The organism is Pseudoalteromonas sp. SG45-1, assembly GCF_014164135.1.
GTDB lineage: Bacteria > Pseudomonadota > Gammaproteobacteria > Enterobacterales > Alteromonadaceae > Pseudoalteromonas > Pseudoalteromonas distincta.
The window spans coordinates 1-25049 of the sequence record NZ_JACJEP010000002.1 but is presented as its reverse complement, the minus strand read 5'-3'; the positions used below and the strand labels follow the sequence as shown (position 1 = coordinate 25049).

Annotated in this window: 25 protein-coding genes and 1 pseudogene; 17 read left to right on the top strand and 9 right to left on the bottom strand. The window is 38.0% G+C overall.

Going from position 1 to position 25049, the window contains the following annotated elements; translation table 11 throughout:
* The first annotated feature begins 3 nt into the window (after positions 1–3).
* Both H5117_RS02495 and H5117_RS02490 read left to right on the top strand, forming a co-directional pair.
* On the top strand, positions 4–651 hold the full coding sequence (locus H5117_RS02495) for an energy-coupling factor ABC transporter permease (RefSeq protein ID WP_182736066.1): 648 nt from the start codon (positions 4–6) through the stop codon (positions 649–651).
* Positions 648–1463: a putative RNA methyltransferase gene (locus tag H5117_RS02490; protein ID WP_182736065.1), complete on the top strand. Its 816-nt coding sequence runs from the start codon at positions 648–650 to the stop codon at positions 1461–1463. Before H5117_RS02495 ends, H5117_RS02490 begins: the two co-directional genes overlap by 4 nt.
* Here the strand turns inward: H5117_RS02490 and yfbV are convergent.
* Positions 1460–1906 carry a terminus macrodomain insulation protein YfbV gene (gene yfbV / locus H5117_RS02485; RefSeq protein ID WP_024596543.1) on the bottom strand — a complete coding sequence of 149 codons (447 nt, stop codon included), beginning with the start codon at positions 1904–1906 and terminating at the stop codon, positions 1460–1462. The genes H5117_RS02490 and yfbV overlap by 4 nt on opposite strands.
* 282 nt (positions 1907–2188) lie before the next feature.
* Here yfbV and H5117_RS02480 point away from each other — a divergent pair, with 282 nt between their 5' ends.
* From H5117_RS02480 to H5117_RS02450, 7 genes are all read left to right on the top strand, one after another.
* Positions 2189–3403 carry an acetate kinase gene (locus H5117_RS02480; RefSeq protein ID WP_182681387.1) on the top strand — a complete coding sequence of 405 codons (1215 nt, stop codon included), beginning with the start codon at positions 2189–2191 and terminating at the stop codon, positions 3401–3403.
* Position 3404: 1 nt separating this feature from the next.
* On the top strand, positions 3405–5564 hold the full coding sequence (gene pta, locus H5117_RS02475) for a phosphate acetyltransferase (protein WP_002959697.1): 2160 nt from the start codon (positions 3405–3407) through the stop codon (positions 5562–5564).
* Between the two features lie 227 nt (positions 5565–5791).
* Positions 5792–6178: an ACT domain-containing protein gene (locus H5117_RS02470; protein WP_002959696.1), complete on the top strand. Its 387-nt coding sequence runs from the start codon at positions 5792–5794 to the stop codon at positions 6176–6178.
* Between the two features lie 3 nt (positions 6179–6181).
* Complete coding sequence (locus H5117_RS02465; RefSeq protein WP_002959694.1) at positions 6182–6679, top strand: PTS glucose transporter subunit IIA; 498 nt, start codon at positions 6182–6184, stop codon at positions 6677–6679.
* Between the two features lie 4 nt (positions 6680–6683).
* On the top strand, positions 6684–7031 hold the full coding sequence (locus H5117_RS02460; protein ID WP_002959693.1) for an ArsC family reductase: 348 nt from the start codon (positions 6684–6686) through the stop codon (positions 7029–7031).
* Positions 7028–8158 carry a succinyl-diaminopimelate desuccinylase gene (gene dapE / locus H5117_RS02455; protein ID WP_154903259.1) on the top strand — a complete coding sequence of 377 codons (1131 nt, stop codon included), beginning with the start codon at positions 7028–7030 and terminating at the stop codon, positions 8156–8158. Before H5117_RS02460 ends, dapE begins: the two co-directional genes overlap by 4 nt.
* Positions 8158–8856, top strand: coding sequence for a M15 family metallopeptidase (locus H5117_RS02450; RefSeq protein ID WP_182736064.1), 699 nt, complete (start codon positions 8158–8160; stop codon positions 8854–8856). The genes dapE and H5117_RS02450 overlap by 1 nt, the downstream gene beginning before the upstream one ends.
* A 6-nt stretch (positions 8857–8862) precedes the next feature.
* On the opposite strand, the gene H5117_RS02445 is transcribed toward H5117_RS02450, so the two are convergent.
* From H5117_RS02445 to H5117_RS02430, 4 genes are all read right to left on the bottom strand, one after another.
* Entirely contained in the window at positions 8863–9732 is an 870-nt protein-coding gene (locus tag H5117_RS02445) for a DMT family transporter (protein ID WP_182736063.1), read from the bottom strand.
* 41 nt (positions 9733–9773) lie between these two features.
* Positions 9774–10547, bottom strand: a complete 774-nt coding sequence (locus tag H5117_RS02440) for a DNA-binding domain-containing protein (RefSeq protein ID WP_182733207.1) — start codon at positions 10545–10547, stop codon at positions 9774–9776.
* Positions 10544–11374, bottom strand: coding sequence for a DUF692 domain-containing protein (locus H5117_RS02435; protein ID WP_154903261.1), 831 nt, complete (start codon positions 11372–11374; stop codon positions 10544–10546). Before H5117_RS02435 ends, H5117_RS02440 begins: the two co-directional genes overlap by 4 nt.
* 70 nt (positions 11375–11444) lie before the next feature.
* Positions 11445–11903, bottom strand: coding sequence for a hypothetical protein (locus H5117_RS02430; protein ID WP_182736062.1), 459 nt, complete (start codon positions 11901–11903; stop codon positions 11445–11447).
* Positions 11904–12127: 224 nt separating this feature from the next.
* On the opposite strand from H5117_RS02430, the gene H5117_RS02425 reads away from it, so the two are divergent.
* Genes H5117_RS02425 through H5117_RS02410 form a run of 4 tightly spaced genes read left to right on the top strand, consistent with a single transcriptional unit; the run spans position 12128 to position 15081 of the window.
* Positions 12128–13492 carry a COG3014 family protein gene (locus tag H5117_RS02425; RefSeq protein ID WP_024595111.1) on the top strand — a complete coding sequence of 455 codons (1365 nt, stop codon included), beginning with the start codon at positions 12128–12130 and terminating at the stop codon, positions 13490–13492.
* An 8-nt stretch (positions 13493–13500) separates the two neighbouring features.
* A complete protein-coding gene (locus H5117_RS02420; RefSeq protein WP_002959678.1) occupies positions 13501–13926 on the top strand; it encodes a YcfL family protein in 426 nt (141 codons plus the stop codon).
* A gap of 11 nt (positions 13927–13937) precedes the next feature.
* Positions 13938–14558, top strand: a complete 621-nt coding sequence (gene lpoB, locus H5117_RS02415) for a penicillin-binding protein activator LpoB (RefSeq protein WP_002959677.1) — start codon at positions 13938–13940, stop codon at positions 14556–14558.
* 55 nt (positions 14559–14613) lie between these two features.
* A complete protein-coding gene (locus H5117_RS02410; protein WP_002959676.1) occupies positions 14614–15081 on the top strand; it encodes a glycine zipper 2TM domain-containing protein in 468 nt (155 codons plus the stop codon).
* 66 nt (positions 15082–15147) lie between these two features.
* Here H5117_RS02410 and H5117_RS02405 read toward each other — a convergent pair whose 3' ends face one another.
* Entirely contained in the window at positions 15148–16365 is a 1218-nt protein-coding gene (locus H5117_RS02405; RefSeq protein ID WP_024597609.1) for a pyridoxal phosphate-dependent aminotransferase, read from the bottom strand.
* Positions 16366–16732: 367 nt separating this feature from the next.
* Positions 16733–17077, bottom strand: a complete 345-nt coding sequence (locus tag H5117_RS02400) for an Hpt domain-containing protein (protein ID WP_002959674.1) — start codon at positions 17075–17077, stop codon at positions 16733–16735.
* Between the two features lie 137 nt (positions 17078–17214).
* On the opposite strand from H5117_RS02400, the gene H5117_RS02395 reads away from it, so the two are divergent.
* The gene (locus H5117_RS02395) at positions 17215–17811 is read left to right on the top strand and encodes a tRNA-uridine aminocarboxypropyltransferase (RefSeq protein ID WP_024597610.1); all 597 of its coding nucleotides are present in this window, start codon (positions 17215–17217) and stop codon (positions 17809–17811) included.
* A gap of 24 nt (positions 17812–17835) precedes the next feature.
* Positions 17836–18615, top strand: coding sequence for a CLCA_X family protein (locus H5117_RS02390; RefSeq protein WP_182736204.1), 780 nt, complete (start codon positions 17836–17838; stop codon positions 18613–18615).
* 37 nt (positions 18616–18652) lie between these two features.
* On the opposite strand, the pseudogene H5117_RS20600 reads toward H5117_RS02390, so the two are convergent.
* Both H5117_RS20600 and H5117_RS02375 read right to left on the bottom strand, forming a co-directional pair.
* A pseudogene (locus H5117_RS20600) lies at positions 18653–19656 on the bottom strand (IS3 family transposase); the annotation flags it as partial.
* A gap of 108 nt (positions 19657–19764) precedes the next feature.
* On the bottom strand, positions 19765–20181 hold the full coding sequence (locus tag H5117_RS02375) for a hypothetical protein (RefSeq protein ID WP_182736060.1): 417 nt from the start codon (positions 20179–20181) through the stop codon (positions 19765–19767).
* A gap of 1737 nt (positions 20182–21918) precedes the next feature.
* On the opposite strand from H5117_RS02375, the gene H5117_RS02370 reads away from it, so the two are divergent.
* The gene (locus tag H5117_RS02370) at positions 21919–23493 is read left to right on the top strand and encodes a DUF6892 domain-containing protein (RefSeq protein WP_182736059.1); all 1575 of its coding nucleotides are present in this window, start codon (positions 21919–21921) and stop codon (positions 23491–23493) included.
* A gap of 21 nt (positions 23494–23514) precedes the next feature.
* Entirely contained in the window at positions 23515–24633 is a 1119-nt protein-coding gene (locus tag H5117_RS02365; protein ID WP_182693541.1) for a hypothetical protein, read from the top strand.
* The last annotated feature ends 416 nt before the right edge of the window (positions 24634–25049 follow it).

Genomic DNA, 25049 nt, shown 5'->3' with positions numbered 1-25049 from the left:
ACTATGCTCAGCATAACAATACAAGGGCTACTTTGGGCCCTTGTAATTATTATTGCCCTACTAAGCTTTGATAAAAAAACATATAAAACATTGCTTAATACGCCAGCCCGTCAAACTGGAGTTCTTGCATGTGCGTTAGTGTTTGCAGTGCTTTGGCGAATAAAGGCTGGCATTTTAACTGGCCTTGATTTACACATCCTAGGTGTTACGGCTGCTACATTAATTTTAGGCTGGCGATTGACGATTTTAAGTAGCCTGCTTGCCACAGCGCTACTCGCTGCCTTTGGTCAAATTGAACTTGAACTGTTACCAGTACAACTGCTTATTGGTGCGTTTATTCCTATTTTACTAAGCTACCTTGGCTTTATAATTAGTTACCAGTATTTACCTCGTCATTTTTTTGTTTATATATTTGTTTGTGCGTTTATAACTGCAGGGTTTATAGCCTGTATAAAGATAAGCCTAGGTGCTCTATTTTACTTAGCTATAGGGCAATACAATTGGCAAGAACTTGCAGATAACTACGTTTATTTAAGTGCCATAATTTGGTTTCCTGAAGCAATGCTCAACGGCATGGCTATAACAATTATGATCACCTATCGCCCGCATTGGGTAAAAACTTTTTACGATAAGGACTACCTAGACTCATGAGTCTACAATATCAATGCCCGCTATGTAACCTCGCACTTTTGAAAGCTGATTCAACACTTCGTTGTGCTAACAACCACAGCTTTGATTTTGCCAAAGAAGGCTATGTTAATTTACTGCCAGTACAACAAAAAAATTCAAAACAACCGGGCGACTCCCTTGAAATGGTGCAAGCTAGACGCGCATTTTTAGAGCGTGGGTACTACCGCTTTTTACAACAAAATCTTAGCGAGTTAGTCGGTCGAATAAGCGCGAATACGGTTATTGATTTAGGATGCGGTGAAGGTTTTTATACCCAGGCAATAGCAAGTAAAACAGACTCTATAGTGTACGGTGTCGATATTTCAAAATCTGCCGTTAAATATGCAGCAAAGCGCTACCCTAAGTGCCATTTTAGTGTTGCATCAATTAGCCAAGTGCCTTTTGAAAGCCAATTTGCTGATGTACTTATTAGTGTATTTGCGCCTTTGTTTGAGGAAGAACTTGAACGTCTAGCTAATAAAAACGCAACATTAGTGGTAGCAAGCCCAGGCCCTTATCATTTAAAAGAGCTAAAATCGTATATATATTCAGAAGTAAACGAACATACTGAAATAGCCACGCCAAAAGGGTTTCAAAAAGCAGAACAGACTCTTTTAACAGAGCATGTAGCGCTTAGCTTTACTGATATTAAAAATTTAATAATGATGACGCCATTTGCATGGAAATTTAGACCCGAGCACTGGGCAGCACTCGAAGAAAAAGGTGAACACAATGTCACCTTATCATTTTATATTACTCAGTTTACCAAAATAGATAATGGTATAACCCGCTAAAACTGCTCTTTAGTAAATGCTCTATCCATTTTTTCAAACATATCTTTAAGTAAGTTAGCAAGCTCCATATAACGGGGCTTGTTTTCACTTAACTGCGTTTGATATCCATTAGCCGCCATTTTAGTGTACAGCTCGTTGTACCATTTTTGCATTGCAGGATCTAAAGGCGTTTGCGCTCGTTTGCCTAACCAAAATAAACCTTGTAAAGGTAGCGATATAAAAAATAATGCACTCGCAATAGCTTGAGGTAAAAAATCAGAACCTAAGTAATTAAGCTGAAAAAACAACGTTAACATAGCCAAGATTGGCATTACTGTAATGGCAAGCTCGGTCGCTCTAATCACTCTAAACTCTAAAAACAAAGGCGCAAGCTCTTTACGCATTGGCCATTTTTTACCATACAAACGGCCTGTTTGTAGTTGTGACATCACACTTTTTTGCATCATGACTCCTCACAGATACTGCTTTTAAATACAATAGAAAACGAGCTATACCAAAGTGTAACACAAAATGAGGGAGTTACACTTTCTCAGTAAAAGAGCTTAAATTTCCCCTTTAATGGCGAACAATCCTAACTTAAACATCATAAATAAGGTAAAATATTTAACATTGAGTTAACCACTTTGCAGTTGAACATTTAATTGTTTTAGCTTTATTTAATACCGTAAGTGTAACTATCACGTATTAACGTTCACTTACTAAATTTGTTTATGGAAATTGAATCTATGCCAACAACCTCACCTGAATCCCAACATGTTTTAGTTTTAAACTGTGGTAGCTCTAGTTTAAAGTTTGCCATTATTGATGCAAACGACGGTCACGAAATTATATCAGGCCTTGCTGAACGCTTGGGCGCCAAAGCCCCCTCCATTAAATACAAATTTAATGGAACTAAGACGGTTATCGACTTAGCGGCTAATCAAGCGCATGCTGAGGCTATAAATACGCTTGTAAGCTTAATAAAGGATCATAACCTTGATGAGCACCTTATTGCTGTTGGGCACCGTGTTGTTCATGGCGGAGAGCATTTCACAAAGTCAGTCTTAATTGATGAAGACGTAATTAACGGTATTACTAAAGCGTCTTCTTTAGCGCCGCTACATGGTCATGCGAACTTGTTAGGTATTTCATCTGCACAAGCTTCATTTATAGGTTTACCCCAAGTAGCAGTATTTGACACAGCATTTCATCAAACTATGGATGAAGTTGCCTACCTTTACGCCCTACCCTATAAGCTTTATACAGGCTACGGTGTAAGACGCTATGGTATGCACGGCACAAGTCATTACTATGTAGCAGGACAAACTGCTAAATTATTAAATCAGCCTATAGAGAAGAGTAATTTCATTAGTGCTCATTTAGGTAATGGCTGCTCTGTTACTGCAATAAAAAATGGTAAAAGTGTTGATACCAGTATGGGTTTAACACCATTGGCTGGTATTGTTATGGGTACTCGCAGTGGAGATATTGACCCCGGTTTATTTAATTTTTTAACTACACAGCTTAGTTACAACGCTCAGCAAATAGATAATTTATTAAACCAAGAAAGCGGCCTACTAGGTATTAGCGAACTCTCTAACGATTGTCGAACGATTGAAGAAGCCGCTGTTGCCGGACATAAACAAGCACGTTTAGCGCTGGATATTTTTTGCTACCGACTAGCCAAACAAATTGCAGCCTACATGGTACCATTACAACGTTTAGATGCACTTATATTTACTGGCGGCATTGGCGAAAACTCCGATATCATACGTGAAAATGTCATTAATCAATTAGCTTTTTTAGGGTTCAGTTGTGACCAGAAGAGCAATCTTGATGCACGTTTTGGTAATCAAGGTATTATTAGTTCAGCCAATACTTCACCCAAAGTGGTAGTAATGCCGACCAACGAAGAGTGGGTTATTGCACTTGATGCCGCTAACATCGTAAAGGAGCTTTAATATGGCACGTCGTATTATGTTAATTCCTGTGTCTACCGGTGTGGGTTTAACGTCGGTATCAGTTGGTTTAGTTCGCGCTCTTGAGCAAAAAACAGTTAAAGTTAACTTTTTTAAACCCATCGCTCAGCCTCGTTCAGGCGAAACAGGTCCTGAAAAATCAACACAAATAGTCACTCAAGGTTCACCTATTAACCCACCCACCCCTTTTGCTCTTGATTATGCTGAGCAAATGATTGGCGACGGTAAAGGTGATGATCTACTAGAGGAAATTGTTGAACGCTTTGAAAGTAAAATAAACGACGATGAAGTAGCTATTATTGAAGGTATGGTGCCTACTCGTCGCCAACCTTATGCTGGACGTGTAAACCGCGAAATTGCGCAAACACTCGGCGCTGAAATTGTATTTGTACTTACCCCTGGTAATTACACCATTACTCAAATAGAAGACCGCCTAGAAATTGCAGCAGGTAATTACGGTGGAATCGATCATCCTCGTGTACTGGGCTGTATTTTTAATAAAGTAAATGCGCCACTTGATGAAGAAGGCCGGGCACGCGCCGATTTAGTCGACGCTTACAAACCCGAAGAGCTTGAAAACGAGTTAAATCGTTTAGCGTCTTTACCTATTTTTAAAAAAAATCCGTTTATGTTGCTTGGCGCAATCCCGTGGGATTTTGACTTAGTAGCGCCACGCGTAAAAGACTTAAGCGCGTATTTGAAAGCAACAATAATTAACGAAGGCGATATGCTTCATCGTCGCCTGCGTCGTATTACTTTTTGTGCTCGTACGGTTTCTAATATTTTAAATTATTTTACGCCAGGGGCTTTATTAGTAACACCAGGCGATCGCTCAGACATACTTGTTGCTGCGTGTTTATCTGCTATGAACGGCACTAAACTTGGCGCTATATTACTCACCGGTGGCTTTGAGCCAGAGCCACGCATTATGGCTTTGTGTGAACAAGCCATGCAAACCGGTTTACCAATACTCGCAACCGATGCCGACACATGGCGCACATCACTATTACTGCATAACTTTAATATGGAAGTACCAAATGATGATGACCAACGCATTGAAAAAGTAAAAGATCACAATGCAGAGCATATCAATTCAAGCTGGCTCGATACTCTAGCTCAAAGTGTGGGTAAAACGCGTAAGTTATCACCACCCGCATTTCGTTATTTATTAACCGATAAAGCACGTAAAGCAGATAAAACCGTAGTATTACCAGAAGGGAATGAACCTCGTACAATTAAAGCGGCTGCTATTTGTGGTCAACGTGGCATTGCTAAAACTATATTGCTTGGCGATCGCGAAGAAATAATGCGTATTGCACAGCAGCAAGGTATTGAGCTAAACGAACATGTAAGTATCATCGAGCCAAAAAGTATTATAAATGATTATATTGCGCCTATGGTCGAAATTCGTAAAAGCAAAGGCCTAACTGCCGTTGTAGCACAAGAGCAACTACAAGATAACGTCGTACTTGGCACAATGATGCTTGAGCAAGGTAAAGTAGATGGTTTAGTATCGGGCGCGGTTAATACCACTGCCAATACAATTCGCCCGCCCCTGCAGTTAATTAAAACAGCGCCAGGATCATCGCTGGTATCTTCCGTATTTTTTATGCTGCTACCTGACCAAGTGTTAGTTTACGGTGACTGTGCTATAAACCCCGACCCTAATGCTGAACAACTTGCTGATATAGCGATTCAATCTGCCGACTCTGCAGCTGCATTTGGCATAGAGCCACGTGTAGCAATGATAAGCTATAGCACGGGTACATCAGGTACGGGTGCCGATGTTGAAAAGGTACGTGAAGCCACAAAAATAGCAAAACAAAAACGTCCTGATTTAATTATCGACGGCCCACTACAATACGATGCCGCTATAATGGAAAATGTAGCACTTAAAAAAGCACCTAACAGCCCTGTAGCTGGTAAAGCGACTGTATTTATATTCCCAGATTTAAATACAGGTAATACAACATATAAAGCAGTACAACGCAGTGCCGACTTAATAAGTATCGGCCCTATGCTTCAAGGTATGCGCAAACCCGTAAACGACTTGAGCCGTGGTGCATTAGTCGATGATATTGTGTATACAATCGCCTTAACTGCAATTCAGGCAGCCCAAGCAGAAGCGCTAATAGCACATTAAACACAACGTGTGCTTTTTATAGCCTAGCTATTATTTATTTAATAATTAACTAGTTAGGCTATTTATACCCTGCAACCCCCATACTTATCCACAGAAATTGTGGGTAAGTTTTTAATCTCTATTAAAACCCACTTCCAAATGCTCATTTTAGTCACGCTTACACCTTTAACTTGAAGGCAATAATCTATACTATAAAGCTATCAATAATGCTGTATCGCAGGCGTTTAATGTCAAAACAAACATTACAATTACACAGCACGGTTTTATCTATTCACAGTTTAGATGTTGACGCCGATATACCTGCGGCGCTACTCAAGCTTCCTTTATTTTTTATATCTAAAACCCAGGATGAACTATCTATTGTTTGCCCTAGTAGCTTTGAAATAGAGAGTTTAGATACCGAATCTGATTGGCAAGCACTTGAGGTGGTTGGCCCACTTGGTTTTTCGCTGACCGGAATAATGGCTAATATATCGGGTGTATTAGCACGCGCTAAAATTTCTATTTTTTCAATCTCAACCTACGATACCGATTATATTTTAGTAAAAAAGCAAACGGCCTCACTAGCACTTAACGCCTTAAAAAAAGATGGTTACAACGTGGTGGCCCAATAGCATATGAAAGCACAAACAATTGAATATCTAGCACTCAATAAAACGCCCCGCAGTGCCATCCTTATTACAAGCCCATTTACAGGTAAAGTAATACCGCTTCAAGAACACCCCGAACCTATTTTTAGGTTTGGTATTCTCGGTCCTGGTATTACTGTAAAGCTCAGTAGCCACAAAATTTTAGCGCCGTTTGATGGCACGTTATTACAAGTAAAAAACGCAGGTACTGAGTTTATTTTACAGGCTAAAAATGGTTTAAAAGTTTTAATCAACTTAACTATTACCGGTTCGCAATCAATTACACATACTCATATTGCACAATTAAATGGTAGTGAAATAAGTAAAGGCCAGCGCCTAGCTTATTTTGATTTACGCGAACTAGAAACGCCTATGCTGGCCAGTTTAATCTTACTTAACGGCCATAATCTCGGCACATTTCATTACTCACATTCGCATGTAAATGCGGATGTAGATACCTTATTAACTATTATTAAGAAGAACTAGATTTATGATCACTCTATACGGTATTAGCAATTGCGACACGATAAAAAAAGCAAAAAAATACTTAGCCGACAACAACATCGAATTTACGTTTCATGATTACCGCAAAGATGGCGTAAATGAGCAAATGGTAAGTGATTTTGCAGATAAACTCGATTGGGAACAGCTTGTTAATAAACGTGGCACAACTTATCGCGCACTAACTGATGAGCAAAAACAGAGTTTGACGAAAGAAAGTGCTATCCCATTGTTAGTTGAACAACCTGCCATGATCAAACGCCCAGTACTTATTAACAATGGCAGTTACCACTTAGGTTTTAAAGCAGCCCAATACGATGAGATATTTAAATCATGAAAGATGATGTAATTGCACTCGCTCAAGCACTAATACAACGTGAGTCAGTAACGCCCGAGGATGCTGGCTGCCAACAGATGATGAACGATCGCCTTGCTGCGGTTGGTTTTAATATTGAGTCATTATTTTTTACCGACACATTAAATACATGGGCTCGAAAAGGCACACAATCACCGCACTTTTGTTTTGCAGGCCACACTGATGTTGTGCCAACAGGCCCTGAAAAAAATTGGCAACACCCGCCGTTTTCAGGATTAATAAAAGACGGTTTATTACATGGGCGCGGCGCTGCCGATATGAAAGGCTCGTTAGCTGCAATGCTTGTTGCAACCGAGCGGTTTGTTACTAAACATCCAGATCATAAAGGCTCAATTTCTTTTTTAATAACCTCTGACGAAGAAGGCCCGTTTATAAACGGGACTACCCGTGTAATTGATACGCTAGAGGCGCGCGGTGAAAAAATTGATATGTGCCTAGTAGGCGAGCCTTCATCACGAGATGTATTAGGTGATGTTGTTAAAAATGGCCGCAGAGGTTCACTTACCGCTTTTTTAACCGTTAAGGGTGTACAAGGGCATGTCGCCTATCCACATTTAGCACAAAACCCAATTCACCTAGCAACCCCTGCCCTTACTGAGCTTAGCCAAACGGTGTGGGATAACGGAAATGAATACTTCCCTGCTACCAGCTTTCAAATTTCAAATATTAATGGCGGCACAGGTGCAGGCAACGTGATCCCGGGTGAGCTAGAAGTACAGTTTAACTTTAGATTTAGCACGCAAGTAACACATGAGCAATTACAACAACGTGTAAATGACATACTACAAAAGCATAACTTAAATTATGAATTAAGCTGGATAGTAAATGGCTTACCTTTTATTACCGAGCACGGCCCACTTGTTGATGCCACAGTAAAAGCGATTAAATCAGTAACCGGTTTAACCACAAACCTAGAAACTACCGGCGGCACATCAGATGGTCGCTTTATTGCACAAACAGGTGCTAAAGTAATTGAACTTGGCCCACGTAACGAAACTATTCATAAAGTAGATGAATGCGTAAGTACCGATGATTTAATAGCCCTTACCGACATTTACGAGCAAATACTAGAGCAACTTTTAGCATAATGGATGTAACTAAACCAACATCGATAATGTGTATCACAGGGCAAAGTGATACACATTTAACTGACATACAAAATCATCGCTTGCACAGCGCTATTATTAGCGACTTTTTAGCGCTGCAAAGTGCAGCTCAAAAAGCGGGATTTGATCTTACTATTGCCTCAAGTTTTCGCGACTTTGAACGCCAGTCAATTATTTGGAATAATAAGTTTTTAAGTATTCGACCTGTTTATAATAAACAGCAAAAGGTTGTAAATTTAACTAAATTAAATGATGTAGATAAATGCATAGCAATAATGCTCTACTCTGCACTACCTGGCGCAAGCAGACACCATTTAGGGACTGACTTAGATGTGTTTGATAAAGCTGCGGTCAGTGATGATTATAAGCTACAGCTAACACCTGATGAATACCTGCAAGGTGGGCCGTTTGCACCTTTAAGTAATTGGCTTGATACTAACTTAGTTAAATTTGGTTTTTATCGCCCTTACCAGCATGATTTAGGTGGCGTAGCACCTGAGCTTTGGCATATAAGCCATATTAAGCAATCACAATTATTAGTGAATAAACTTAGCGAGCAAGTACTTTTTGAATGCATAAAAAACAGTGAACTACAGGGTAAGCAGGCAATACTTGATAACTTACCTGCTATTTATAAACGCTTTGTAACAAACGTAAGCCCACACCTAAAAGAAGGTTAGGTTTTATTAAGCCTTCTTTTTATTTAAAATAAACACCAGCACGGCCCCTAATATTAACGAGCTTGCTACTATAAACTCAATTGTTACCTGCTCTGATAAAAACATAACACCAGCAATGGCAGCAAGTACCGGCACACAAAGTTGCACAACCGCAGCTTGGGTACTTTTAAGTAGTGGCATTGCTACATACCAAACACTATAACCAACTCCAGACGCTATTGCCCCCGAGGCACACGCAAGTAATACCCCTTCAATACTCATATTTTTTAAATAACTCATACCTACAAGTAATAAAACAGGGATAGCAACTAAGCTTCTTATAAAGTTAAACCCAGTAGTAAGCAGTGGCGATACGCACACTTTACCGCGAATACTGTAAATACCCCATGCCACACCACTGAGTGCCATAAGTGATGCACCTAATAATGAAGGCACCGCTGCAGATGGCAGCATTAAATATACAAAACCAGATAACGCCACTATAAATGCACACCACTGGAGTACGCTTAATTGCTCTTTTTGATAAATACCCCAGCCAATCATAGTAAGTTGCACAGCAGAAAATAAAATTAGTGCACCGGTACCGGTATCTAGCTCTACGTAGGCAATCGAAAAACAAAGCGCGTAAACAAGCAGGCTAATACTGCTTCGCCAGCTTCCTCTGTCACTTAAAATAGCGGGATTGAATGTGCCTTTACGTTTTAAATTATGGGTATAAATAGCCATTATAATGCCCAAACATGCAGCCCCGCTAAGTAAGCGAATAACAGTAAAGTTCCAAGCATCTATATAACCTTCTGCTAAGGCCATTCTGCAAAAAAGAGAATTTGCGGCAAACGCAATTAAAGCAATTAATGTGTATATGGTGGCTTTCAAAAAAATTCCTTCGCAACGAAAAATAACTATATTGTTTTAACTCACTCGCTAATTAACCAACCACGTTCAAGCCATTGATTAATTTTAGTAATTAAAAACCCAGCGATTTTCTCGCCTGGGAGTTCATTTAAACAGGATTGACATAACTGTGCAAAGGGTGTGTTTTGTTTTAATAAACTCAGTAAGCGGTATTCTTGTGCATCAACGCTTAAATATTGTGTACGCCTTTGAGCATCACGTGCTACAACCCAAAAGCGAGGTTCTGAGACTCTTGGCTCTGGCGGTGTTTGCTTTTGTTTTATTGCCTGCCAACTTTCAACCGCCAACGTATAAAACACAACTAACTGAACACTTGGATGTAATTTTAATAGTAAAGTTGGCCATTGCTGAGGTTCAATACTTTCAAGCTCTGATACATTAAGTAATGTTTTATCGCTTGCATCAAAAGTACTTAGTAATAGTCGTTCAAATTTTGCTATATCTGCAAGTATGGGGTAATCACTAAAAGGAGTATTAGCGGCTAAATAATCTGGTAGCTTCTCTGCAAAAATTCGTAGTGACGTATGAGTTGAAGGATATAAAGCTAAATAACCATCAACCATCATCTCAAATAAATCATCACCTAAGTAAATGCCCAACTGTTCGTGATCTTGCTCAATCACGGCTCTTAAGCGAATTTTATAAGCGCTTTGATAAATAGAGAGTCGCTGTTGTGTATTTAACTGCCCTTGCTGCGCAATTTGCTCGCTAATATCCGAACTTTCTCCTTGCAGTAAATCCATAAACTGTTGTTGCAGCTTTGCTAAACCACTCATGACCTTATATCCCAAAACGGTTTCACTAGCGCTTTGGCATGCTCAAGCTCAGTAATTAAATCATCAAGGGAGCCAATATTATCATCGCGTTCAATCATGGTACTTACCGGATTTAATGTTTTTGCATACTGAGCATATAAGTCCCATACCGCATCGGGAACATCTTCATCGTGCGTATCTATAATATGCGTACCAAAGTCTTGATGTCCTGCTAAGTGAATTTGTGCAATAGCTGTACTCGGAATAGCTGATAAATAATCCATTGCATTAAAGTCGTGATTACGCGCACTTACATAAACATTATTTACATCCATTAAAAACTTACAGCCTGTTTGCTTATGTAATTGCGCTAAGAATTCCCACTCACTCATTTGTGAATCGTTATAGGTTAAATAGCTCGATACATTTTCAAAAATCATTTCGCGCCCTAGGTAGTCCTGAACTTGCGAAATTTTATTTGCTAAATGATCAAGCGCCTCTGAGGTGTAAGGCATTGGTAGTAAATCGTGGCTATTAATACCGCCCACTTGGGTAAAACATAAATGATCAGACACCCAATGCGGCTCAACCCTCGCAATTGTGTTTTTTAACTGATTTAAGTAGTCCTTATCAATAGGGTCAATACTACCAATCGACATTGATACCCCATGCATAACAATCGGATAATCTGCTCTTATTTTATTTAAATAATGCCAAGGTTTTCCACCGGCTACAAAATAGTTTTCTGAAATAATTTCAAACCAATCTACAGCTGGTTTATCTGCAATAATTTGCTCAAAATGCGGGGCTCTTAGTCCTAAACCAAAACCTAAAAAACGATTTGTCATAAACTTCCTTAATAAGCCTGAATAATAAACACATCGTTCAAGCTTATTTTATGCGTTCGATAAATTGGTATTAGCTACCTACAGAACCACCAATATCACCACATGCTTTTGCAGGCATTGATACAAAACCGGTGCCTTTACATGATGCATGTCCAGCACAAGCATTATTAGCAGTCTTACAATCGTTATGACCGCCACACACATTTACATCGTTACAATGTACTAAATCTGCTTTAGCTACACTGCCAACCCATTTATCTTTTACTGTACCGCCAACGTCAGCACATGATTTTGCAGGCATTGCTACAAAACCAGTCCCTTTACATGACGCTTGACCTGAACATGCATTCTCAGCTGTTTTACAATCGTTATGGCCACCACATACATTCGCATCATAACAATGAACTAAATCAGTTGTTGCGCCATTACTAGCAACTGCACTTGATGTTGCCGTTTCTGCCTCTGTTGCATTACAACCAACTAAACCTGCTACCATTACAGCCATTGCTGCACCTGTAAACTTTTTCATTTTTTAATTCCTCTAAGTGATATAACTCTTAGCAAGACCGCTAAAGCGAAAATACTATTTCAGTGGAGTGATAATAAACCAAAAAAATTCACACTTTGTTCACTAATGTCACTTTATATTTCTTTATTAGCAGGCAGTTTTACTCTACGATTTTTTACAATATTTCACACATTTAGCTAAAAATAGTATGTTAATGTATACAGGTAAATTAAGAGGAGTGCTCAGTGCGCCGCAGTATAATTTTAAGCTTTTGTTTTATTTTAAGTGGGTGTAGCACAATGGGTTTTAATGACCTATTTAATGACTATGCCACACAAATGACACCAATAAGAAATGCGATCGAGAAAAACAACATCGAAGAAGCGCAATCCCTTATTGCTAATAATAGCACCCTGCACAGCAGCTACTTACTCAACCAACTTGAGCAAGCTCGTTTAAACGACTTAGCAAATACACCAGATGATGCACAAAGTAAATTTGAGAACGTGTATACGCAAATGCAAAAAAAGCGTGAAGCCGCCAAAATACAAGTTAGTGCGGGCCTTGAACAAAGTAACGCTTTATTTACCAACGACTCAGCAATAACTTATGTGCCACCCGCTTACGAAATGAGCATGCTTCATAGTTATAAAGCACTTAACTACGTGTATAAAAATGATGTTGAAGGCGCATTGGTCGAAATTCGCCGAGCTAATAAAGTACAAGTTGATGCGCTTAGCGAGAATGAAGCAGAAGTAGACTCAACCGTTAAAGAAGCTCAGCAACACTACCCAAGCATGAGCAATGTAACCAGAAACATAAAAAATGGCTTTCAAAATGCCTACACATTTTACTTATCTGCTTTGCTTTACCAAAGTGCTAAACAATACGACGACGCCTATATCGATTATAAAAAAGCATTGGCTATACAACCTAACAATATTTATTTACAGCAAGATGTGATGCGCCTTGCTAAAAAACAAGGGTTTGACCAAGATCTAAATGAATTTAAAAAACGCTTTGGCGATACGCCCACTATTTCTTCATCACAAGGCGAAGTAATTGTTTTATTTGAACAAGGATTAGTACCAAAACAAGATGAATTTAAACTGCGCTTGCCAATTTATTCATCACGTGGCGATGCACGCTTTTACAGCTTGGCGATGCCGGTATATAAAGATAATGCCTATGTGCGCCGCCTTAACAATATAAATATAGATGCACAAAGCTTGGCGCTTAGCCCACTGGTACACATTGAGGCACTTGCAGCTAAAACTCTAGAAGATCAAATACCTGCAAAAGTCGCTCGCCAAGTACTCAGATTAGTAGCCAAAGAGAAAGTACGGGCAGAACTTGCTCGCAGTGCCGGTGATGTAGGTAACATACTTGCTAATATTTATAATTTGGCGTCTGAGCAAGCTGATACACGCAGCTGGCTTACACTTCCAAATCAAATAAGTGTCGCAAGGCAAAGCCTAAATACAGGTGAGCATTCTGTGCATATAGGCACACAAGCACCCATAAATTTTACCATTAGTAAGCAAGGGTTAACGTTAATTTACTTAACCTCTATTAATAACTACTTTAATTACCACGTAGTTCAACTTTAGGAGCCATCATGAAATACATAGCGCCATTATTAGCAGCCTTAATGCTCAGTGCATGTTCCAGCCAACCGGTTACATCGGGTATTTCTGTTGAACAAAATAAAAACCAGTTTAATGAGCAATTACGTGTAGATAACCCAGAGCTTGGTAAAAAGCTGGCCATTACTGATGTGAAAACACGTCAAACCAACCAGTTAACCGATGTAGTAGTGACACTTTCGAGCCAGTATAAAAAATCACAATATTTACAGTATCAGTTTAATTGGTTTGATAAAGACGGCTTTGTAATTAAAGGCAACCATTCACCTTGGCAAGCACTCACCTTATTTGGTTTTGCAAAAACACAATTACCGGGCTTAGCACCGAGCTCTGATGCGGTTACCTTTTCTTTAGCAGTAAGAGAAGTGTCTACCGAATCACAAGAATTTAAAGATTAAAGGAAACAACCATGATCATCAGTAACAAATTTAAAACAGTATCAACTTACGCTTTAGTTGGCTTGAGCGCTTTAGTATTAAGTGGCTGTGCTAATAAAGCCGTAGTAAGTTATGGCGATGCACAAGCAGTAGAAACAACCGATATTAATTTTGGCTCTACCGATTTACAAAAAGTAGCTAGCCAAATGACCGATTCATTACTCAGCTCACCCGTTGTTGGCACAATGACCGCTAATAAACGCCCTGTAGTATTTGTTGAGCGTATTAAAAACAAAACTAGTGAGCACATTGATACTGAATCAATCACCGATTCAATCTCAACGCAAATGCTACGCAGTGGTAAATTCCGTTTTGTAGATATGACGCGTGTTGAGTCAGTACGTGAGCAATTAACGTTTCAAAACGAAGATGCCCTTGTTAACCCTGCAACAGCCGTTGCATTTGGTAAACAAATTGGCGCGCAATATATGTTATACGGAAATTTATCGAGCATAGTTAAATCAAACGCTGATAAATCAGATGTTTATTACAAATTTACAATGCGCTTAATGGATATGGAAAGCGGCCTTGTAGAATGGGCTGACGAAACTGAAATTCGTAAAACTAAAGAAAAATCGACATTTGGTTGGTAGTTACTAAGCCTTTACGGGCTAATAAGCCCATAAAGGCTACCAATAGGAGATTATTATGAAAGCTATAATATTAATAATGTGTGCCCTACTTAGTGTGAGCGCGCCAACTTTTGCTCAATACGAGCGCAATAAAGCAGTCCCTGTGCAGCAAGTTTTATTTGGTGACGTAAAATCGGTACGCAATATTACCGAACAAGAAATCATTCAAGACAAAAACAACGGCTGGAAAACCTTCGGCGGTGCATTACTCGGTGGTGTTGTAGGCAACCAGTTTGGTGGCGGTAGCGGCCGCACAGTAGCAACAATATTAGGCTCGGTAATTGGCGGCAGTGTTGCACACAATAGGCAGCAGCAAAGTCATTATCAGCAAAATCATTTTGTAGAGTTATTAATACAAGTTGAAAACGGCGACCAGTTTATGGTTGTTCAAGATCAAGACCAATCAATGCGCTTTAGCAAAGGCGATAACGTAAGATTAGTGTACTTGAACGACAACACGGTGCGTGTAGATAAAGCGTATTAGCCAATATATTCATGACTAATGTAAAAAACGAGCCAAATTTGGCTCGTTTTTTTATTTTTTAAATAACTATACTTGGCGATAGTCTTTAAAAAAGCGCTTCATTTTTAACATCGCATCCGATAAATCATCTTTGCTTGGTAAAAATACCAATCTAAAATGATCCGGCTCGGGCCAATTAAACGCCCTGCCATGTACAAGTAATATTTTTTCGGCTTTTAGCAAATCGTACATCATCTTTTCATCATCTTTAACGTTAAAAAGTGCTGTATCTACTTTGGCAAACGCATAGAGCGCACCTTTAGGTTTTTTACAACTAATGCCTTCAATAGCGTTTAACCCGCGCCATGCTATATCGCGCTGCTCGTATAAGCGCCCACCTGGGTTAATTAAATTATCAATTGATTGCACGCCGCCCAACGCTTGTTGAATTGCATATTGCGCAGGTACATTGGCGCACAAACGCATAGATGAAAGTATTTCAAGGCCTTTGCGTAAATCATCCATTACCGAGGTACGACCGCTTAGAACCATCCACCCCATTCTTAGCCCCGCTGCACGGTAGGTTTTTGCTAAACCATTGAAAGTAATGATTGGTACATCATCACACAGTGAGCCGATTGAAGTATGCGTTATACCATCGTATAAAATCTTTTCGTAAATCTCATCGCTCAATAACAGCAGTTTATGTTCACGCGCTATATCAATTAATTGCATTAACAAATCATCACTGTAAACCGCACCTGTCGGATTATTAGGATTAATTAATACCAAAGCTTTAGTTTTAGACGTTATTTTGCTTTTTATATCTGCAATATCCGGAAACCAATCTTGCTCTTCATCACATAAATAATGCACCGGATTACCACCCGATAATGTGACAGAAGCAGTCCAAAGTGGATAATCTGGAGCTGGAATAAGCACTTCATCGCCATTATTTAATAGCGCTTGGGTGATCATCTGAATAAGTTCGCTTACGCCATTACCAATATATATGCTATCTACATCTAAATTATGTAATCCACGTTGTTGGTAGTGCTGATAAATAGCCACGCGGGCTGAATAGAGGCCTTTAGAGTCACAGTAACCTTGGGCTGAATATAAATTGCGGATAATATCGCGGTGCATATCTTCTGGCATATCAAAACCAAAAGCAGCTGGATTACCTATATTCAATTTTAATACTTTTTGACCTTCGTCTTCCATTTTTTTAGCTTGTGCTAAAACCGGCCCACGAATGTCATAACATACACCCTCTAATTTGTGACTCTTTTTAATATCAGACATTTTTACCTCTTTAGGGCGTATTGACTTTATGGATTAAATTTGTTCAACCTAGGGGCGATTTAATCGCGGCGCGAGATTTGTAACCTAGTGGGCTAAGTAAAAATTGAGTAACAAAGAGAAAATAGCCCCTAGGAAGAACCCTCTGGGCAATGCGTGTTTGGATTTTATGTGTTGTTCTCGCCTATTTATGTGGAAAAACCACACTGCATAGGCTCTGCCTAACCTAAAAACCAGACACTCGTTGCAAATTCAATCCCGAAAGATCAACACGCCCTAGTGAGTCTTTAGACTAACCTAGTAAAGGCGTAAAATGCCAGTCAATTTAGGTGCTTAATACTGAAATAAATTCACGTTTCAGCGTCAATAATTAACGAGATGCTAACCATTCATTTAGCTTAGCTTGAGAGCCTGTTACTTGAGCCATTAAGCTATTAGATGCGTCGATAGCTTCAGCTAAGTTATCTAGGTTTAAATTTTGTTCAATAACACGCGATACTTCAGCAAGGCTTGAAGCACCAAACTGCGCCGCATTCGATTTTAAGCTATGAGAGTGGCGAATAGCTGCTTCTTTATCTTTACCAATGGTTGCTAACACTTCTGAGCCTAAACGTTCAAACTCTGAGCAGCAAAAATCAAGTGTATCAGCAAACTGCTCACCCAATAACGATTCCATACTCTCTAATGCTGATGTATCAATATTTATTTCTGTCATATTTTAAGCCCTTAAAACAATCCATGTAAGTTACAGTTTAATAGTACTACTTTATATTGATGCGTAAAAAAAACCAACTTAATTACCTTATAAATGTATAATTGCGAGGATCATACTGGCAACAAAAAGTTTATTAAATGGCACGCACACTTTGTAATCATTGTAACTTTTCAATAAACACCTGTATTTGCAACGCAATTACAAATATAAACAACAAAGTTACGGTTATTATTCTACAGCACCCGAGTGAAGAAAAAATAGCAAAAAATACCGCTAAACTACTCAATTTATGCCTAACTGATTGCCAAATAATCAAAGGCGAAAATAATGATGACTTTTCCATACTAAAAACACTGCCTGTAAGCTCAACTGTTTTACTCTACCCTAACGAACACGCTGTAAATTTAGACGATAACACTGAGCAGCCAAATGTAAAAAACATCACCCATTTAATCGTGGTTGATGGTACATGGAAAAAAGTCTACAAAATTTTGCAGCTCACCACATTACTAAATCAATTTAAAACGGTCAGTTTTAAACAGCTACCTAAAAATCGTTATGCTATTCGTAAAGCTCCTCGGGCCGACAGCCTATCCACACTTGAAGCTGTAGCGCATAGTTTGTTTTTAATAGAGCAGCTAAATCCCGCACCACTTTATAATGCGCTAAATGAATTAATACAAAAACAAACCCAACACATGCCTGAGCACGTAAAAGCACGTTACTTAGATTAAATTCGTTACTATATGAAACTTGCAATGCGTAACTACCCTAACAGACTAAAACGTGGCTTTACTCGCCAAGGACCCGACTATCGCTTTGACGACCAAGTCGACTTTAGCGATATAAGAGATACCTTCGGCTTTAGGTCAATGGTCGTTGGTAAATGGGTAACTAAAGAAGAGCGCTACATTAGCGCCAATTTAATTTACGATGCACTGGCCGACCTTGCGCAAATACTGCATTTACCACCTAAAGCAATTGGCCTGCGCGGGAAGCTTAACTTTGCATTTGGCCATGGTGGTCAAAAAGGCGTGCAAGCGCATTATAATGCAGCCTCTCAAACACTTGCTCTTGCAAAAAATGCAGGCGGTGGTGCACTTGCTCATGAATGGTTCCATGCGTTTGACCATCATATAAGCGAGCACTTATTTGCAACAAAACCACAATTTGGCTTTGCCTCAAAATTGTGGCTTTCAAACACGCCTAATTTATCGCATCCACTTAATAATGCTTTGAACAGTTTTTATAAACATGTATTTCTAGATGAAGATGGTATTGATGCAAATAACTTTGTACAAACGTGTATAGAACACGATAAAGCCCACAATATGAATTATATGAGCATGCCAGAAGAGCTTGCAGCACGGTGTTTTGAAGCCTGTATTGAAGGCCACACATATATAAAAAATAGCTTTTTGGTGGGAGGCTTAAAAAGTAGTAATTTAATATACCCAAATAGTGAGCATATCAATAAAGCAAATGAAGCACTTAACCACTATTTTGAACTACTGGGTTATGCGCTTCATAAAGTATAAATACAACCGATAAAGTACTAAAGTATCATACCTTCGCCATCCACTCCGTTTTAAAGCTTCTAAAAATCGCTCCATTGGCGCATTATCCCAACGGTTTCCGCGTCGACTCATGCTTTTGTGATTTCATAGCGCCATAAACGTTGGCGATATTGTAAGCTTGTATAATGGCTACCTTGATCTGAATCAAACATCAGTTCAGCCGGTTTTCCTCTACTTTCATACGCAAGTTCAAGCGCTTTTAGCGTTAAGTTAGTCTTTGGCGACAACGACATTGCCCAGCCAACAACTTTACGCGCAAATAAATCAATAACGGCTAAATAAGCCCAGCAATTACCTGTGTAAATATATGTAACATCACGGCACCACACGGTATCTGGATCAACAACATCAAACTGCCTATCTAGCAAATTTGGGATTTCAAGGTGTTCATTATCATCATGTTTATATTGATGCTGTGGGACTTAGCAGCTCTTTAATTTTAGTTTAACCATCAGCTTAGCGGCACGATAACGGCTTAATTCAAACTTATTACTCGTTGCTATTATAGCGATTGTCCTTGCCCCTGCTAAACCATCACTCATCACATGTATTGCTTTTAATTCAGCCTTAATTGCTCAGGTGTCGGCGTTGTATCCCGTATAGCCCAATATTTATAGCCGCTACGATGCGCATTGAATACGCTACACAACACGCTAATTGGATAACGCTCCCGTTGATTTAACTTCTCAATTAAGGAGAATTGTTCAGGGAGTCGGACATAAAGAGAGCGGTAGCTTTTTTGATATATCCTTTCCTAATTCGATGCGTTGGATTTGCTTTTTAAGTTCCCATATTTCTATTTGTTCGGGTGTCATTGGTGAAGCAGTTGGTGACTGACCATTACGTTCTGGCTTTAATTGAGTAACCCACTTACTTACGGTTGTTTTAACAACCACCCATTGCTTTGGCTGCTTCTTATTGTTTATCGCCTTGGTCAACGACAAGCTTAGCTGTTTCTAATTTGATTGCCGCAGAATACGCTGCGCGTCTTAATTTCGTCATTTTTTACCAAAATTTGTATGCTTACTAGCATAATATTTCTTTTTAATGGGTAGCCAAATTAACTATGCTACTACAAGTTTGAACGCAAGATATTAATGGGCTTTATTCTTATTTAAAATAGCGTTCTGCCTTTGTACATGTAAGTTTAGAAAATAAAAATTTACTCGCGTTATCTGGGCATAGTTTCTTTAAAAGGCTCACGGCATAACGCTCGCACCTTCGCAAAGTATACAACTCATATTCCTCAGTAACACCAAGCGCAGATTGATAACTCAACTGATCAAGGTATTCATTAGCACCTAAAGCAATAACAGCCTTCTCTGTCTCTGCGGATGAGTGATAGATTTTACCTAGTAAATCATTGGTAAAATCAACAACTGAGTTACTTTCAGATAAATCATTTTTTAGTGAGCATACACTAAGATAAGGAGTCGCTTTTCCCACATAAAAATATAAACTTTCCCCCATCGTAAACTGACTAAACAGTATAATGCTCAGTAAAAAAAGAGGCTTAAGCAGTTGCACCTTATATTTCTCCATGTATTAGGTAAGTTATATATTATAAAAAATTCACTGCGGCTAATAATTTAATACTTGCTGAGTCTGTTGCAGACTAAAATTTAGAGCTGACTTCTTTAGTATTTAAATTGTTTTTTATTTCGTCTTTTTAATCTTTTAATAACATTAACACTCACATTAAATATTTACTGTTAGAAAATAGCAGTAATACTAAGTTAGACATTAAAAATAAAAATTAAATATCTAAATCATTAAATTATCACTCACATTTATACGTAAATATTAATCCTAAAATATAAATCAGGGAAAAAGCTATAGCGCACCCGGCAACTAAATTATACATATTAATCACCCAGTTTGAGCTGCTAATATGAGCACCAAGAACAATATACATATATATGCCAATAAAAACCCGATAACCCTAGATCTGAGTGCATTTACAGTATCATATAGCTAAAGCACAAGCTAAACTGTATTTTAGTTTTGGTATTGAATTTATCTGTAAGCTGGCCACAGTCATTTCACTCACCATCATCTAGATTCATTATTCAAAAAATAATGTAGGTAAAACATTAAAAATACGCAAAGCATAAAAGTTACAAAATACACTGCTATAATGAAGTAAACCATGAAATGCCATACAAAACTTAATGAATAGTCGCGATTTCCTGACTCTAAATTTCTTTAACCATTCTGATCTTTTTCCCTTTTAAATAAAAATATGCCATAAGGCATGCTAATAAAAAACATAGAGCTAAATGTTATAAATAAAATATAATAAAGCTTAAACAACACCTGCAAAATTTTGGGGACTTTTTTCTTTTACCTATTACTTTATGCCATCTTGCATACCAGTCGAATAGAAATATAGTGCAATGCGCCGCTACCAGCAGTTATGATACTTAATGAGTAAAAACGATTACCATCATCTAGCAAACGTGTGTTTTTACCCTTTATAGCTAATAAAATTGGTAATATTGTAAAAAAGAAAAGACCAGAACAATGGGCTACCTTGATATTAAAATATTGATGCTAATATATCTCAAAACTATCTAACTAATTACAATCGTATTTTGATAATTCAGTAAAGAGTCAGCCCAATTTTGTTATGACTACTGCTTCATTTTTTTGCTGCTGCATGACTCACATATAGCCCTGCTTAACCTTCAATATTAAATGTCACCTTTAATTTTAACTGAGGCTGACCACGCATTATGACGACAAAATTTTTAAGTCAATCACAGCAAGTCGCACTGCAACAAGCACTGTAAACAGTAAGCTGTTAGACCGTAATGCTGTAAATACTGGTAACTCTCCATCACAAGAGCAACAAGCCTATGACCATATCCCGTAACGCTCTATCGCTTTAATTTACAAAAGATAAAATGGTCATCATTTCTAACAACAGCGATAAACACTTCGAGCAACGAATGCTGGTGGTTAACAACAAAACTTATCAGATATCAGCAAAGCCCAACCCGATGACGCCGTAAAAGTTGAACAATCCACATTCTTTAGCGGTCTTTTTCGCGAAGAGCTAGCATATATTGATACTTTACTTAGAACTGGGAAATAATCGGAATAAAGGTTTAATATCAATACACAATAATACATAATTTAATCTATGTATTGTCACTTTTAACCCAAATAACTGATAATTACTTTAACTACCTAAATAAGTTATGATTATTTAAATCTTAACTGGTGTTTTTGTAAAGTTAAGAAGTTATTAATGGATACCTTATGTCATTTTTTAAAACGTTCATTCCTGACTTGGATGAACTAGATTTAAAAACACAGAAATTAAACAAGTCATTAAAAGATAAGATAAACCGTCATTGGAAAGATGTCTTTGATCAAGCAACTCTTATGCTACTTTATTCATCACTAATTAAAGAGTTAAGATTATTTCGTGAAGGTCAAAGCCAACCTACGAAATTATATTATTTTTTACAGCTATTTAGTTCATCAGATTATAAAGTTATTTTTGACAAAAATTATCATCATGCTTTGCTTATGCACACAGAGTTATTAGAAAGTGAAATAGAACAGCTATTACTTGAGAAAAACACGCAACTGTTCCAAAACCCAACACCTGCAAAGGACGCTGATTTAAGGGAGATGGTGAGTGATTTAATTTCTTTATATTTTTATCATCCTTCTTATCACAGTGAGGGGTATGAAGGCCTAAAACATATTGGTGGCAATTTAGCATTTAAGTTTTTACATACTTATCCTTACCAAAATACCAGTAATCTTCTAATCAGTTTATTACCATCAGCCTCAGACCCCTTAGAAAAATATACACAATTAATTAATGACATTGTATGTAGCAAACAAAACGATGAAAATCGTGATTTACTACTTTATATTTTAATAAGCGAAATAATTGGTTTTTATACCGAAAAAAGCGACTTTTTATATAAAAAATCAAAAGAGATCTTAACGTTACTTTCAACTCATATTACACATTGGAATGACGAGCAGCTTGATTACTTTATAACTCAAGGCGTATTTAATGGCTATGGCATTTATCCAAACCCACAAACGAAGATTGATAAAATAAAGAGTTATATAACCCAGTTAAATAAGGGTGACGGTAATGCTAAGATTGTTAAAAAACGAGTTAAAGAATATAACCAAGAAATAGTAAACATTAAAAATGACCCAAACGCCTTTATAAATACGAGCTATAACAAGGCTGCTAAAAAATTAATGGTAAAAAATAATACCATTACATTTTTAGAGAACCTTTCAAAACTTACCCCAAACAGTAAAACAAAAGTACAGCTTGAACAACTTATCGAAAGAATTTTAGCTCTTAAAAACACACCCAAAGCATTTCCGATTAATAAAAAACCTAAAATCAAATTTAACGATCTGCATTTTAAGTTACTTGTTATTGAAGAGCTGATGTATAACAAAAATTTATTAACCCCTAAGTTTGACCTTACCGAGTTTATAGCTGAATACCACCAGCGAGAAATTGATAAAGAGCAAGAAGGATATGAAGTTATACCCGAGGTACTCGCTTACTTTAAAGGACTTGATATCCCAGAGGAACTGTTAGCAAAAGTCACTTCTCTGACACAAGATTGCGGTGTCGATGGCGGCTCAGAAGTTTATTCTCAGATATGGCCTTTTTGGGATCCAGGCTGTGGAGATGAGGTATTAAAAGTAAGCAACAAAGCATCAAAAGACTTACCACTGCTACCTAACTTAAAACAAGTCATTGGTTTAGAGCACAGTAATCCATCAAAAAAATTAATTAACAGCTTTAAAGCACATCATATCCAATTAACTGAACAGGATGTTTAATTTTAATCTCTAGGAGTAGCAATGTTTAATTCAGCAGAAGAAATTCACCAGCATATTGGCCAATCAATGTTCAACGCATTACCCGAACAGTGGGATAAAGCTTATTGTGATATCGGTCTGAGTCGAGAAAACACCTGTGGTTTTATGACTGGAACTTACTATATCGGCGGCGAAGAAAAAATTTATGATATAGATATAGTCGATGGTGTACTGAAAAATTCTCAGGGTGATGAAGCATTTTATGCACTTTATAAAATGATGAAAAAAGACGAAGCGGATATTCCTTGGAATAAAGCTCGCTTTGAATTGGAAAGTGATGGTAGTTACGACATTAAAACTAAGTTCGATGAAGATTATATAATCTACACTGGATTAGATGCCGAGGGTGCAGAGTTTGACTCATTAAGTAGCGACTTTCATTTAGCCATAGAGTCGTGGGAAAGCCTACCAAATGATATGACACGCCCATGGAAAAAAGGCAGTTATGATAAGAGTAAATTTTTGCAAAGTAATTTAGATGTTCAACAACAAACTGAATCAGAGCAAGCAATATTATCATCTTATTGGCAACAAGCCGGTGAAATAAACGAAACATTAGAGCTGAGCTTTTTAAATCCTTATTTAGCAGATTACCCTCATTGGCATGGCAGCACGCGAAATATTGTTTTGGTTACACCACCAGAATGGGAAAATCAGATCGTTGCTACAAGTGGCTTATCAAGCCCTGAAACACCATTTGAGGTATATATAGAAACCAATGAATCCATTCAAAGATTTAGCAGCTCTTGGCAAATGAACCTAATTCAAACAATTGGCCGCATAATACCTAATATCGATAACTTTAAAGAGCGCCTCATAGAACACCGTTTTCTTACACTACAATTAGACATGGATGGTGCACCTGAAGAATGGTCTGTTGATCACCCTGATGGTAATATTGGTATGTTTATTGGTTTAGATAATACGCATATGAATGATAATAAGCTTGATTTTCTACCTATCAATGCAAAATTAATGCGCCCAAACGAGTTGTTGTATTGTTTAGATAAAAAAGCACAAGGCCGAGAGGAGATAGCTGAACTCTATAACCAGCAAGGCCAAACAACACTTTCTTGCTTAGATAGAGCGAGTGTTTTATAGAAATAACGAGTTCATGTAGTGGCCAACTTCAAATATAGTGTTTATGTGTCATAACTAAATTATTACACATAAACGAAACAGGAGAAGGCCAGAGTATCTATTATCAGCAAGGTTAAGCAAGCCAGCTTTGTGTTTTATATGTATTAGCTCGGACAAGATATGGCACATAGAGTGTGTGATTCATAGACATCATTTCACTTTTCGTAGTTGAAGATCACGCTGATAATTCGATAACTGAATGCGTTCATTTTCAGTTTCGTAGTTAGCGTGAACGTCTTCCCAAAGCGGTGTTTTTTTCAAGCCGTTCACATACAACATCCATTGGAGTTTTACCTTTGAATGAGCCGTGAGCGCGTTGCCAATTGTAGTAATGCTGCCACTCAGGTAACGTTTCATTTTTGAGTTCGTCCAAATCC

Bases quoted from the DNA above. Each gene is read 5' to 3' on its own strand.
- H5117_RS02365 (WP_182693541.1), top strand. From the start codon at position 23,515: ATGTTTAATTCAGCAGAAGAAATTCACCAGCATATTGGCCAATCAATG.
- H5117_RS02470 (WP_002959696.1), top strand. From the start codon at position 5,792: ATGTCAAAACAAACATTACAATTACACAGCACGGTTTTATCTATTCAC.
- H5117_RS02435 (WP_154903261.1), bottom strand. From the start codon at position 11,374: ATGACAAATCGTTTTTTAGGTTTTGGTTTAGGACTAAGAGCCCCGCAT.
- H5117_RS02390 (WP_182736204.1), top strand. From the start codon at position 17,836: ATGCGTAACTACCCTAACAGACTAAAACGTGGCTTTACTCGCCAAGGA.
- H5117_RS02495 (WP_182736066.1), top strand. From the start codon at position 4: ATGCTCAGCATAACAATACAAGGGCTACTTTGGGCCCTTGTAATTATT.
- H5117_RS02410 (WP_002959676.1), top strand. From the start codon at position 14,614: ATGAAAGCTATAATATTAATAATGTGTGCCCTACTTAGTGTGAGCGCG.
- H5117_RS02395 (WP_024597610.1), top strand. From the start codon at position 17,215: ATGGCACGCACACTTTGTAATCATTGTAACTTTTCAATAAACACCTGT.
- H5117_RS02465 (WP_002959694.1), top strand. From the start codon at position 6,182: ATGAAAGCACAAACAATTGAATATCTAGCACTCAATAAAACGCCCCGC.
- H5117_RS02405 (WP_024597609.1), bottom strand. From the start codon at position 16,365: ATGTCTGATATTAAAAAGAGTCACAAATTAGAGGGTGTATGTTATGAC.
- H5117_RS02460 (WP_002959693.1), top strand. From the start codon at position 6,684: ATGATCACTCTATACGGTATTAGCAATTGCGACACGATAAAAAAAGCA.
- dapE (WP_154903259.1), top strand. From the start codon at position 7,028: ATGAAAGATGATGTAATTGCACTCGCTCAAGCACTAATACAACGTGAG.
- lpoB (WP_002959677.1), top strand. From the start codon at position 13,938: ATGATCATCAGTAACAAATTTAAAACAGTATCAACTTACGCTTTAGTT.
- yfbV (WP_024596543.1), bottom strand. From the start codon at position 1,906: ATGCAAAAAAGTGTGATGTCACAACTACAAACAGGCCGTTTGTATGGT.
- H5117_RS02490 (WP_182736065.1), top strand. From the start codon at position 648: ATGAGTCTACAATATCAATGCCCGCTATGTAACCTCGCACTTTTGAAA.
- pta (WP_002959697.1), top strand. From the start codon at position 3,405: ATGGCACGTCGTATTATGTTAATTCCTGTGTCTACCGGTGTGGGTTTA.
- H5117_RS02480 (WP_182681387.1), top strand. From the start codon at position 2,189: ATGCCAACAACCTCACCTGAATCCCAACATGTTTTAGTTTTAAACTGT.
- H5117_RS02450 (WP_182736064.1), top strand. From the start codon at position 8,158: ATGGATGTAACTAAACCAACATCGATAATGTGTATCACAGGGCAAAGT.
- H5117_RS02430 (WP_182736062.1), bottom strand. From the start codon at position 11,903: ATGAAAAAGTTTACAGGTGCAGCAATGGCTGTAATGGTAGCAGGTTTA.
- H5117_RS02420 (WP_002959678.1), top strand. From the start codon at position 13,501: ATGAAATACATAGCGCCATTATTAGCAGCCTTAATGCTCAGTGCATGT.
- H5117_RS02370 (WP_182736059.1), top strand. From the start codon at position 21,919: ATGTCATTTTTTAAAACGTTCATTCCTGACTTGGATGAACTAGATTTA.
- H5117_RS02400 (WP_002959674.1), bottom strand. From the start codon at position 17,077: ATGACAGAAATAAATATTGATACATCAGCATTAGAGAGTATGGAATCG.
- H5117_RS02440 (WP_182733207.1), bottom strand. From the start codon at position 10,547: ATGAGTGGTTTAGCAAAGCTGCAACAACAGTTTATGGATTTACTGCAA.